Origin of the sequence: Burkholderia sp. MSMB1498 (assembly GCF_001526245.1) — a bacterium.
GTDB classification, from domain to species: domain Bacteria; phylum Pseudomonadota; class Gammaproteobacteria; order Burkholderiales; family Burkholderiaceae; genus Burkholderia; species Burkholderia savannae.
Genome location: NZ_LOYJ01000111.1, coordinates 193,068 through 205,872 on the forward strand (window position 1 = coordinate 193,068; position 12,805 = coordinate 205,872).

Sequence of the window (12,805 nt, forward strand, 5' to 3'; positions counted from 1 at the left end):
CGGCGAGCGGTTCTTTTCGTCATCGAGCTATGGTGTAATGCCGGCATGAAAATCGGCCACCAATTCCATACCGTCGCGCTCGTCGGACGCAGCAACACGCCCGGCATCGCCGAGCCGCTCGTGTCGCTGGCCGCGTGCATCGCGAAGCGCGGCTTCGAAGTCGTGTTCGAGGCGGACACGGCGCAGGCGATCGGCAGCGCGGGCTACCCGGCGCTCACGCCCGCCGAGATCGGCGCGCGCGCCGACGTCGCGGTCGTGCTGGGCGGCGACGGCACGATGCTCGGCATCGGCCGCCAGCTCGCGCCGTACAAGACGCCGCTCATCGGCATCAACCACGGCCGGCTCGGCTTCATCACCGACATCCCGGCGTCCGACATGCAGGAAGTCGTGCCGATGATGCTCGCGGGCAGCTACGAGCGCGAGGAACGCACGCTGCTCGAGTCGAGGATCGTGCGCAGCGGTGAGCCGATCTACCACGCGCTCGCGTTCAACGACGTCGTCGTCAACCGCAGCGGCTTCTCCGGCATGGCCGAGCTGCGCGTGTCGGTCGACGGCCGGTTCATGTACAACCAGCGCTCGGACGGCCTCATCGTCGCGACGCCGACGGGCTCGACCGCATACGCGCTGTCGTCGCAGGGGCCGATCCTGCATCCGCAGCTGCAGGGGATCGTACTGGTGCCGATCGCGCCGCACGCGCTGTCGAACCGGCCGATCGTGCTGCCGGACGATTCGAAGATCGCGATCCAGATCATCAGCGGGCGCGACGTGAACGTGAACTTCGACATGCAATCGTTCACCGCACTCGAGCTGAACGACACGATCGAGGTGCGCCGCTCGAAGCACACGGTGCCGTTCCTGCATCCCGTCGGCTACAGCTACTACGCGACGCTGCGCAAGAAGCTGCACTGGAACGAACACCCGTCGAGCGAAGAAGAAGACGACGACGCATAAGTCCTGACGCCATCCTCCGACGACACCCATGCTCCGCCACCTCTCGATCCGCGACTTCGTCATCGTCGCCGCGCTCGATCTCGAATTCGACAGCGGCTTCACAGTTTTCTCAGGCGAAACGGGCGCCGGCAAATCGATCCTGATCGACGCGCTCGCGCTCGCGCTCGGCGAGCGCGCCGACGCGAGCGTCGTGCGCACCGGCAGCAGCCGCGCCGACATCAGCGCCGAATTCACGCCGCACGACCGCGTCGTGCGCTGGCTCGACGAGCACGCGTTCGACGCCGACGACACGGTAATGCTGCGGCGCGTCGTCGACGCGGGCGGCCGCTCGCGCGCGTTCATCAACGGCACGAGCGCGACGCTCGCGCAGCTGCGCGAAGTGGGCGAGATGCTCGTCGACATACACGGCCAGCACGCGCATCAGTTGCTGATGCGCGCCGACGCGCAGCGCGAGCTGTTCGACACGCACTCGGGGCTCGTCGCCGACGCAGGCGCGGTCGCGCGCGGCTACCGCGCGTGGCGCGACGCGACGCAGGCGATCGACGCCGCACAAGCGCATGAGCGCGAGCGCCAGCTCGAGCGCGAAAAGCTCGCGTGGCAGCTCGCCGAGCTCGACAAGCTCGCGCCGCAGCCGGGCGAATGGGCCGAGATCAGCGCCGAACACAAGCGCCTCACGCATTCGGCGAACCTGATCGACGGCGTGCAGGGCGCGCTCGACGCGATCTCCGAATCGGACGACGCGATGCTCACGCAACTGGGCGCGATCGTATCGAAGCTCAGAAGCCTCGCCGAGTACGATCCCGCGCTCAACGACGCGCTCGCGTCGCTCGAGCCGGCCGAGATCCAGTTGCAGGAGGCGTCGTACTCGCTGTCGCACTACGCGCAGCGGCTCGACCTCGATCCGGATCGGCTCGCGCAGGTCGAAACACGGCTCGACGCGCTGCACTCGACCGCGCGCAAGTTCCGGCTGCCGCCCGAGACGCTGCACGACGAGCACGAAGCGCGCCGCGCGCAGCTCGCCGAGCTCGACGCCGCCGCCGATCTGAGCGCGCTGCAGGCGATCGCCGGCAAGGCGAAGGAAGCGTATCTCGCCGACGCGAGGAAGCTGTCGAAGGCGCGCGCGCAGGCCGCGAAGGCGCTCGGCGCGGCGGTGACGACGGGCATGCAGGAGTTGTCGATGGCGGGCGGGAGCTTCGAGGTCGCGCTCGTGCCGCTCGCCGAAGGCGGCGCGCACGGGCTCGAGCAGGTCGAGTTCCGCGTCGCGGGCCACGCGGGCGTGCCGCTGCGGCCGCTCGCGAAGGTCGCGTCGGGCGGCGAGCTCGCGCGGATCAGCTTGGCGCTCGCGGTGATCGCGAGCGCGGCGAGCCCGACGCCGACGCTCATCTTCGACGAAGTCGACACGGGCATCGGCGGCGGCGTCGCCGAGGTGGTCGGGCGGCTGCTGCATCAGCTCGGGCAGATGCGGCAGGTGCTGTGCGTCACGCACCTGCCGCAGGTCGCGGCGCGCGGCGACCAGCATTTCCAGGTCGCGAAGGGACAGGACGGCGCAGGCGGCACCGTGTCGACGGTCGTGCCGCTCGACCGTGCGAACCGGATCGAGGAAGTCGCGCGGATGCTCGGCGGCCTCGAGATCACCGCGACGACGCGCAAGCACGCAAAGGAGATGCTGACCGCGTGACGCGGCGGCGTGCATGCCGGCCGCGACGGAACCCGCGCGGCGCGGCTGGGGTCGCGGTTGGCGGTTGGCGGTTGGCGGTTGGCGGTTGGCGGTTGGCGGTTGGCGGTTGGCGGTTGGCGGCTGGCGGTTGGCGGTTGGCGGCTGGCGGCTGGCGGCAAGCAGTCAATCAGTTCGCCATTCTGTTCGGCGAGCGATTCACCTCCGCCATCAGTTGAGATCTTTAACCGGCCTCAGCACACGAAATTCCTGACACGTCCGGCTGTCTCCATCTCCGTTTTCGCAGCTCAGCCACAGCTACAGCCGCGGACATCGTCAGCGCCCCAGCGCATCGCTGCGCCCCTCCGGCGCACCCGGACAAATCGCGCGACAATCGGCGCACGGCGGCGCCGGCGAGTTCGCCCGGCGTCGCGAGCGTCGGCCAGCGGCCGCGCGCAAGCGCCTTCTCGTCTTTCTCGTCCTTCTCGTCCTTCTCGTCCTTCCCGTCTTTCTCGTCCCTCCGCCCTTCCCACCACCTGCTACCCGCTCCCCGCTACGCCCCGAACACGCGATTCCACAGCGCGGCCACCGCGTCCCGCTCGGCCGCGACCCGTTCCGGCTCGACGCGCGCCTTCTCCATCCCGTCGAGCCGCAGCCGGTGCTGCAGCCTCCGGTAGATCCGGTAGGCGGCGCCGACCGTCTCCGCTTCCTCCTCGCTCATCAGCCCGAAGCGCGACACCTCGCGCAGCAGCGCGATATTGCCGGTGTTGCGAATCATCTCCGGATGGCGCGCCGCGTGCAGCAGCACCCAGTACTGGACGATGAACTCGATGTCGACCATCCCGCCGCGGTCGTGCTTCAGATCGAACAGCTCGCTCGTGTTCGGATGCCCGGCGAACACCTTGTCGCGCATCCCGACGATCTCGGTCGCGAGCACCGCCGCGTCGCGCGGCGTCGTCAGCACCTGCACGCGGATCGCCTCGAACGCCGCGCCGATCCGCGCGTCGCCCGCGCTGTAGCGCGCGCGCGTGAGCGCCTGGTGCTCCCACACCCACGCGGTGTTCGCCGCGTCGCCCTCGCGCAGCTGGTAGCGGCGGAACGCGTCGAGATCGGTGACGAGCAGCCCCGCCTCGCCGTTCGGCCGCAGCCGCAGGTCGATGTCGAACAGCGTGCCCGCGCCCGTCGCGGTGGTGAGCCACGTGATCAGGCGCCGCGTGAACGTCGTGTAGACGTCCGCCGCGCGCTCGTCCGGATCGTCGTACAGGAAAATCAGGTCGAGATCGGACGCGTAGCCGAGCTCCTTGCCGCCGAGCTTGCCGTACGCGATCACCGCGAAACGCGGCGTGTCGCAGTGCCGCTTCGCGAGCTGCGCCCAGACGACGCCGATCGTCACGTCGAGCATCGCGTCGGCGAGCTCCGACAGGCGGTCGCTCACGTGCTCGACCGACAGCTTGCCCGCCAGATCGAGCAGCAGAATCCGGAACACTTCGGCCTGGTGCGCGTGGCGCAACAGATCCATCTGGTGCTCGGCGCCGTCGGCGGCGGCGAGCCGCTTGCGCAGCGCGTCCTTGAACGCCGGCCAGTCGAACGGGCTCGCAATCGCTTCGTCGTCGAGCAGCTCGTCGAGCAATTGCGGGTGGCGGATCAGGTAGCCGCCGCCCCAGCGCGTCGCGCCGAGCACCGACAGCACCCGCTGCAACGCCGCCGGATATTCGGTCAGGAGCGCGAGATACGCGCCGCGCCGGCCGACGGTCTCGAGCAGGTCGAAGCAGCGCACCACGGTCTCGTCGCGATGCGCGGCGTCGATGCGCGGCGCCGCCTCGAGCGCGCGCTGCGCGACGCGGTCGAAGCGCACACGGCTCGATTCCGGCAGCCCCGTGTAGCGCGACGAGCGCCACACCGCCTGCAGCCGCGCGAGCACCGCCGCCGGATCGGCGAAGCCGAGCTCGGCCAGGCGCGCGGCGAGCGCGTCGTCGGCGCCGTCGTCGGCGAGCGCGCCGCTCCAGATGCAGCCCGCCGCGCCGCCTTCGTCCGCGCCGCGCTTGCCGCCGCCCGCCTTGTCGGCGAACACCTGGTCGAACTGCGCCTCGACGAACGCGCGGTGCCGGTCGAGCTCCGCCGCGAGCGCCGCGTAATCGGCGAACCCGAGCGCCGCCGCGAGCGCCGCGCGCTCGGCCGGATCGACGGGCATCGCATGCGTCTGCGCGTCGTTCCGGTATTGCAGCCGGTGCTCGAGCGTGCGCAGGAACAGATAGGCGTCGGTGAGGCCCGCGCGCACGTCTTCCGCGATCAGGCCGCTCGCGCTCGCGTGGCGCAGCACGGCGAGCGTCGGGCGCACCCGGAAGCCCGCGTCCTGCCCGCCGCGAATCAGCTGGAACACCTGCGCGCTGAACTCGATCTCGCGAATCCCGCCGCGGCCGAGCTTGATGTCGTCGGCCTTGTCGGGCCGCATCGTCGCGCGCCGCCGCGCCTCCTGCCGGATCTGCTCGTGCAGCGACCGGATCGCGCCGATCACGCCGAAATCGAGATAGCGCCGGTAGACGAACGGCTTGACGATCGCGTCGAGCTGCTGCGCGAGGCGGCGCGCGGCGGCGCTTTCGCGCTCGGTCACGAGCCGGCCCTTGATCCACGCATAGCGCTCCCACTCGCGCCCCTGCACGTAGAAGTACTCCTCGAGCATGCCGAGGCTGCAAACGAGCGGGCCGGAATCGCCGTTCGGGCGCAGCCGCATGTCGACGCGAAACACGTAGCCGTCGGCGGTCGCCTCGGACAGCACGCCGATCAGGCGCCGGCCGAGCCGCGTGAAGAACTCGTGCGCGGAGATCGGCGCGCGGGCGCCGCCCGCCGTCTCGCCGTCGTCCTCGTAGACGAAGATCAAGTCGATGTCCGACGATACGTTCAGCTCGCGGCCGCCGAGCTTGCCCATCCCGACGACGCCGAGCGCGAGCCGCTCGCCCGACGGGCCGCGGGGTTCCCCGTACAGCGCCTCGAGCTCGGCCGACAGCAGCGCGAGCGAGCGCTGGATCGCGGCCTCCGCGAGGTCCGTCATCGCGCCCGTGACTTCGGCGACATCGGCGCGCCCCGACAGGTCGCGCTCGGCGATCGCGCCGAACGCCTCGGCGCGCAGCTGCCGCAGCGCCTTTTTCAACGCGTCCTCGGACGGCGGCTGGCCGCCTTCGGCGAGCAGCGCGTCGAGGCGCGAATCGAGCGCCGCGCGGGCGACGGGCGCGGCCGCCCACGCGGCGATGCGCGCGGCGAGCGCCGGCCGCGCCGCGACCGCGCGGGCGAGATAGTGCGAGTAGGAAAGGGACGGCAGGTCGGAAGCGTCGGTCATCGTCGAACGCGCGTGGCGCGGTGAAAGGCCGCGGGCCGCCGCGCGCCGGCGGCGCACGGAGCCGGCGCGCGCGGCCGGCCGGACAGCCCGCAACGGCGGCGTCGCGAAAGCCGCCTGCGGGAACCCGTGTGATACATTTGAACGTCAGTTCGCAAAACTACCATACCGCCGCCCCTTCGCCGCATGTCCGACCGTCAGGATTCCGCCGCAACGACCGAAGCCGGACCTCCGCAGCACCATCACCCGGTCCTGCGTCGCGTGTTCAAGGGCTTGCTGGCGATCGCGCTCGCCGCCTACTTCGTCGCGGCCGCCGCCTTCCTCGGGCTGCGCTACGTGCTGCTGCCGCGCATCGACGAGTACCGCCCGCGGATCGAAGCCTTCGTGTCGCAAAAGCTGCACGCCGAGCTGCGGATCGGCCGGCTCGCGCCGCACTGGTCGGGAATGCAGCCGGGCGTCGACATCAGCGAGCTGACGATCCGCGGCCGCGACGGCCGCGTCGCGCTGTCGGTGCCGCACGCGACGGCCGCGCTGTCATGGCGCTCGCTCGCGCGCCTCGCGCCGACGCTGTCGAGCCTCATCGTCGACGACCCCGACCTTCTGACCGAGCGCCGCGCGGACGGCTCGCTCTTCGTCGCGGGCGTCGCGGTGCCGACGACGAAGACGGGCGCGGACGACACGTTCAGCGCGTGGCTGCTGAAACAGGAGGCGATCGTGCTGCGCGGCGGCACGCTGCGCTGGCGCGACGCGCAGCACGACGCGCCCGAGCTCGCGCTGAAAGGCATCCGGATCGCGGTGCTCAACGACGGAATCGTCCACCGGATCGCGCTGCAGGCGCCCGCGAACGGCACGCTGTTCCAGGGCCCGCTCGACTTTCGCGCGCGTTTCGTCCACAAGGCGCTCGCGCCGGTCGGCAAGCCGTCGAACTGGACGGGCGACGCGTACCTGTCGACGGGCCCCGTCGACCTGCCGACGCTCGCGCGCTACGTGAACATTCGCCTCACCGCCTACGCGGGCCGGATCGACAACGCGATCTGGGCGCATTTCGGCGACGGCCATCTGTACCGCGCGGGCGGCGAGCTGCGCGGCTACGACGTCGCGCTGCGCGTGCGCCCGACGCAGCCGCGGCTCGACATCCCCGTCGCGCGCTTCGGCTGGGATCTCGCGATCGAGCCGAAGCGCGACTACACGCTGCACCTGTCGCGGCTGCACGCGGAGCTCGGCCAGCCGCCGCTGCCCGACGGCACGCCGATCTCGCGCGCGCTCGCGCTGCACACGCTGACCGCGCGCTACCGCGTGCCGAGCGTCGACGAGGGCCAGTTGCTGAGCGTGTCCGGCGACCGCGTCGATCTCGGCATCCTCGCCGAATTCATCCGCGGGCTGCCGCTTCCGGCGCGGCTGCGCAACGAGCTCGTGCGCTTCGATCCGCGCGGGCTTGTTGCAAACTACACGATCGAGGTCGAGCGCGCGAAGCCGGCGAGCCCCGCGTTCGTCGACCAGGAGCGCCAGAGCGGCACCACCCCGATCATCCGCTACCGGTTCCAGGGCGATCTGCAGGGAATCAGTTTCGAGGCGCAGGAGCCGCCGCCCGGGCTGTCGCCGCACGGCCACCCGCGCGCGGGGATTCCGGGCGTCGAGAACCTGTGGGGCCACGTCGACGCGGACGAGAAAGGCGGCGCGGCGAGCTTCGACACCGTCGACGCGGCCGTCACGGTGCCCGGCGTGTTCGACGAGCCGCGCCTCGCGTTCGACCGTCTGCGCGGCCGCGCGAACTGGACGGTCACGCCGGCGCCGGGCGAGCGGCACGCGCGGGTCGACGTCGCGGTGCCCGAGTTCCACGTCGAGAACGCCGACGCGGCGATCGCGGTCGCGGGCAGCTACGCGAACCCCGGCCACGGCCGCGGCTCGCTCGACCTGAAGGCCGACTTCGAGCGCGCGGCCGTCGCGCGCATCACCCGCTACCTGCCGACGAGCCTGTCCGACCACCTGCGCCTCTACCTCGGCCACGCGCTGCAGGCGGGCCAGGTGAAGAAAGGCGCGACGATCGTCGCGAAGGGCCCGCTCGAGACGTTCCCGTACGAGCACGATCCGAAGGCGGGCGTGTTCCACATCGTCGCGCCGTTTTCGGGCGGCCGGTTCGAGCCGACGCCGCAGCCGCCGCGCACGCTCGCGAACGGCACGCCGAACGTGTGGCCCGCGCTCGACGGCATCGACGGCGTGTTCGAGCTCGCGCAGAACAAGCTGCGCTTCGACATCGGCCGCGCGCGCTACAAGGGCGTCGCGCTCACGAAGGTGACGGGGCGCATCGACGACCTCGGCAATCCGACGCATTCGCCGCTCGTGATCGAGGGCCGCGCGCACGGCCCGCTCGCCGATCTGCTCGACTACGCGAACCACAGCGCGGTTGCCGGGATGACGGGCCACGTCGGCAACCTCGTGCGCGCGCAGGGCCCCGCGACGCTCGCGCTCAAGCTGACGATCCCGCAGCATGTTCCGCATCCGCACGTCGGCGTCGACGCCGCGCTCGGCTTCGCCGGCAACACGCTCGAGGCCGACGGCGTGCCGCCCGTCACGCGGCTGCGCGGCAATCTCCGCTTCACCGATCACACGGCGAGCGTCGACCGGTTGACCGCACGCTTTCTCGGCGGCGACGTGCGCGCGAGCGGCGCGCTATCGGCGAACGGCCGCTATGCGTTCGACGTCGACGGCCGCCTGTCGCTCGACGCCGCGCGCGGGCTGAACCTGCGCGGTGCGGCGGCGGCCGCGCTCGAGCGCGTCGTCGGCGACGCGCCGTACCAGATCGCCGTGCGCGGCGCGAAGGGCGGCCTGCCCGACATCACCGCGAACTCGGATCTGACGGGCGTCGCGCTCGAGTTCCCCGCGCCGTTCGCGAAGCCGGCCGGCACGCCGATGCCGTTCAGCTTCGCGCTCGCGCCCGAGCCGCAGGCGGGCGGCAAGCCGCTCGAGCGCGCGGACCTGAAGCTCGGCCCGCTCGCGGCGACCTACCTGCTCAACATCGAGCGCGGGCAGCCGGTGCGCGCGGTGCGCGGCGCGGTCGGGATGAACCGGATGCCCGACATGCCGCAGGAAGGCGTAAGCGCGGCGATCGACGTGCACGAGCTCGACGCCGACGCGTGGCAAACGTTCGCGCAGGGCTTCGGCAAGTCCGCGCACGCGCGCGAGAAGCCGGCCGCGTCGCCCGTCGATCTCGCGAGCTTCGCGCCGAAGCGCTTCGCGCTGCACTTCGGCACGCTGAAGCTGCTCAAGCGCAACTGGGAGAACGTGATCGTCGGCGCGTCGCACATCGACGATCTGTGGCAGGCGAACATCGCGTCGAACCAGGTGTCGGGCTACCTGTCGTGGGCGCCGGGCGGCGGCCCGACAGGCGCGGGCGTGCTGAGCGCGCGGCTCGCGAAGCTCGTGATCCCGCAGAGCGCCGAGCACGATCTCGTCGGCCGCGCGATCGATCTGCCGACGCCCACCAACCACGCGATGCCGGCGATCGATCTCGTCGTCGATCAGGTCGTCGCGCGCGGCCACGACATCGGCCGGCTCGAAGTCGACGCGCGCAACATCGACGAGAACGGCATCCCCGTCTGGCAGCTCGACAAGCTCGAGCTCGCGAATCCGGCCGCCAAGCTCACCGCGACCGCGAACTGGCGCACGTCGCGGCGCGCGCTCGCGCGCGGCGCCGGCGAGGACGACGCGCCGCGCCGCACGGTATTCGACTTCACGCTCGCGATCGACGACGCGGGCGCCCTGCTCGACCGCGTCGGCCTGCCGCGCACGGTCGCGAACGGGCGCGGCACGCTGTCGGGCAAGGTCGCGTGGCGCGGCGGCCCGACCGCGATCGACTATCCGACGCTGAACGGCCGCCTGTCGCTCGACCTCGCGCACGGCCAGATCCTGAAGGTCGATCCGGGCGCGGCGAAGCTGCTCGGCGTGCTGAGCCTGCAGGGCCTCGCGCGCTTCCTGACGCTCGATTTCCGCGACGTGATCGGCAAGGGCCTGCCGTTCGAGACGATCACCGGCACCGGCCGGATCGACAACGGCATCGCGCATACGCAGGATTTCGAAATGAAGACGTCGCCCGCGAAGGTGACGGTGACGGGCTCCGTCGACCTCGCGCACGAAACGCAGGACCTGAACGCGCACGTCGCGCCGAAGGTCAGCGCGAGCGCGGCCGCGATCGGCGCGGCGATCGTCAATCCGTTCCTCGGCCTCGGCGTGCTCGCCGCGAATCTCGCGCTGTCCGAGACGCTCGCGCACGCGTTCGCGGTGGACTACGCGATCACGGGCTCGTGGGCGCATCCGCACATCGAGCGTGTCGGCGGCGATCGGGGTAAGATGGGCTACGCGCCCGCGCCCGCGGCCGCCGACCACTGACGCGGCCGCCGGGCCCGCACCCTTTTTTCGGCAACCGAATCCGTCATGACCGATCGCCACGCCTTAGCCTCGCCGTTTCGGGTCGCCGCGCTGCAAATGGTCAGCACGCCCGATCTCGAGCGCAACCTCGCCGACGCCGGCCGGCTGATCGCCGACGCGGCGGGCTCGGGCGCGCGGCTCGTGCTGCTGCCCGAGTATTTCTGCTTCATGGGCCACCGCGACACCGACAAGCTCGCGCTCGCCGAACCGTATCGGGATGGCCCGATCCAGCGCTTTCTCGCCGATCGCGCGAAAGAGCACGGGGTCTGGGTGATCGGCGGCACGCTGCCGCTTTGCGCGCCCGAGCCGTCGCGCGTGCTGAACACGACGCTCGTGTTCGACCCGTCCGGCCGCGAGGCCGCCCGCTACGACAAGATCCACCTGTTCAACTTCGAGAAGGGCGACGAATCGTTCGACGAGGCGCGCACGATCCGCGCGGGCGACGCGGTGCGCACGTTCGACGCGCCGCTCGGCCGGGTCGGCCTGTCGGTCTGCTACGATCTGCGCTTTCCGGAGCTGTACCGGCAGATGGGCGACTGCGCGATGATCGTCGTGCCGTCGGCGTTCACGTACACGACGGGCCGCGCGCACTGGGAGACGCTGTTGCGGGCCCGCGCGGTCGAGAATCAATGCTATGTGCTCGCCGCCGCGCAAGGCGGCAAGCACGAGAACGGCCGCCGTACGTGGGGCCACAGCATGCTCGTCGATCCGTGGGGCGAAATCGTCGCGGTGCGCGACGAAGGCGCGGGCGTCGTCGCGGGCGAAATCGATCCCGCGCGGATCGCCGACGTGCGGCAGAGCCTGCCCGCGTGGCGGCACCGCGTGCTCGCATGAGCGCCGCGGCGTCGCTCAGCCGCCATTGAAAGACGGCCGCCGCGATCCATCTACCGGAAAGAAAGCGCGTCCGACAACCGTTTCAGAAATTGAGAATCCCCGAATCCGCATGAACATCATCGAACCCGGCATCCGCAATCTCGCGCTCGCGAAGGACATCCTGCTCACGCCGTACGGCCTCGACGAGAGCCTTCTCACGCGCACGCTCGCCGACATCTTCACGCATCGCGTCGACTACGCGGACCTATACTTCCAGGCCACCCGCAGCGAAGCGTGGAGCCTCGAGGAAGGCATCGTCAAATCGGGCAGCTTCAGCATCGACCAGGGCGTCGGCGTGCGCGCGGTCGCGGGCGAGCGCACCGCGTTCGCGTATTCGGACGACCTGTCGCCCGACGCGATCCTCCAGGCGGCCGCCGCGACGAAGGCGATCGCCGCCGCGGGCGGCGGCAAGCAGAAGATCCGCGTCGCATCGTCGCTGAAGGGCGTGTCGGGCCGCGACCTGTACCTGCCCGCCGATCCGCTCGCGTCGCTCGACGCGACCGCGAAGGTGAAGCTCCTCGAGCGCGTCGAGCAAATGGCGCGCGGCCGCGACCCGCGGATCAAGCAGGTGATGGCGGGCCTCGCGGGCGAATACGACGTCGTGCTCGTCGCGCGCAGCGACGGCGCGCTCGCGGCTGACATCCGCCCGCTCGTGCGCGTGTCGGTGACGGTGATCGCCGAGCAGAACGGCCGTCGCGAGATCGGCTCCGGCGGCGGCGGCGGCCGCTTCGACTACGGCTACTTCACCGATGAAGTCCTGTCGCGCTACGTCGACGACGCGGTGCACGCGGCGCTCGTGAACCTCGATGCGCGCCCCGCGCCGGCCGGCGCGATGACGGTCGTGCTCGGGCCGGGCTGGCCGGGCGTGCTGCTGCACGAGGCGATCGGCCACGGCCTCGAGGGCGACTTCAACCGCAAGGGCTCGTCGGCGTTCGCGGGCCGCATCGGCGAGCAGGTCGCCGCGAAGGGCGTGACCGTCGTCGACGACGGCACGCTGCCGAACCGCCGCGGCTCGCTCAACATCGACGACGAAGGCAACCCGACGCAGTGCACGACCCTCATCGAGGACGGCATCCTGAAGGGCTACATCCAGGACACGCTGAACGCGCGCCTGATGAAGATGCCCGTCACCGGCAACGCGCGGCGCGAATCGTACGCGGCGCTGCCGATGCCGCGCATGACGAACACGTACATGCTGAACGGCGACAAGGACCCGCAGGAGATCATCGAATCGGTCAAGCACGGCCTCTACGCGGTGAACTTCGGCGGCGGCCAGGTCGACATCACGAACGGCAAGTTCGTGTTCTCGGCGTCCGAGGCGTACATGATCGAGGACGGCAAGATCACGTATCCGGTGAAGGGCGCGACGCTGATCGGCAGCGGCCCGGAATCGCTCAAGTACGTGAGCATGATCGGCAACGACATGAAGCTCGACACGGGCGTCGGCGTGTGCGGCAAGGAGGGGCAGAGCGTGCCCGTCGGCGTCGGCCAGCCGACGCTGCGGCTCGACAACATGACGGTCGGCGGCACCGCGTCGTAATGCGGTATTGCCGCATCGCGGCGCAGACAAT

Annotated in this window: 6 protein-coding genes; 5 read left to right on the plus strand and 1 reads right to left on the minus strand. The window is 71.1% G+C overall.

Translation table 11 applies throughout. The features are described from left to right. The first annotated feature begins 45 nt into the window (after positions 1 to 45). On the plus strand, positions 46 to 951 hold the full coding sequence (locus WS91_RS25865) for an NAD kinase (protein WP_059646122.1): 906 nt from the start codon (positions 46 to 48) through the stop codon (positions 949 to 951). A gap of 28 nt (positions 952 to 979) precedes the next feature. After that, positions 980 to 2,629 carry a DNA repair protein RecN gene (gene recN / locus WS91_RS25870; protein ID WP_059671279.1) on the plus strand — a complete coding sequence of 550 codons (1,650 nt, stop codon included), beginning with the start codon at positions 980 to 982 and terminating at the stop codon, positions 2,627 to 2,629. A gap of 529 nt (positions 2,630 to 3,158) precedes the next feature. Here the strand turns inward: recN and glnE are convergent. Next, entirely contained in the window at positions 3,159 to 5,939 is a 2,781-nt protein-coding gene (gene glnE / locus WS91_RS25875; protein WP_059671280.1) for a bifunctional [glutamate--ammonia ligase]-adenylyl-L-tyrosine phosphorylase/[glutamate--ammonia-ligase] adenylyltransferase, read from the minus strand. Between the two features lie 183 nt (positions 5,940 to 6,122). On the opposite strand from glnE, the gene WS91_RS25880 reads away from it, so the two are divergent. The 3 genes from WS91_RS25880 (at position 6,123) to tldD (ending at position 12,774) form a co-directional block, all read left to right on the plus strand. Beyond that, positions 6,123 to 10,322 carry a YhdP family protein gene (locus WS91_RS25880; protein WP_059671281.1) on the plus strand — a complete coding sequence of 1,400 codons (4,200 nt, stop codon included), beginning with the start codon at positions 6,123 to 6,125 and terminating at the stop codon, positions 10,320 to 10,322. Between the two features lie 45 nt (positions 10,323 to 10,367). After that, on the plus strand, positions 10,368 to 11,195 hold the full coding sequence (locus WS91_RS25885; protein ID WP_059583423.1) for a carbon-nitrogen hydrolase family protein: 828 nt from the start codon (positions 10,368 to 10,370) through the stop codon (positions 11,193 to 11,195). 109 nt (positions 11,196 to 11,304) lie between these two features. After that, positions 11,305 to 12,774, plus strand: a complete 1,470-nt coding sequence (tldD, locus tag WS91_RS25890; protein ID WP_038753319.1) for a metalloprotease TldD — start codon at positions 11,305 to 11,307, stop codon at positions 12,772 to 12,774. Positions 12,775 to 12,805: the final 31 nt, after the last annotated feature.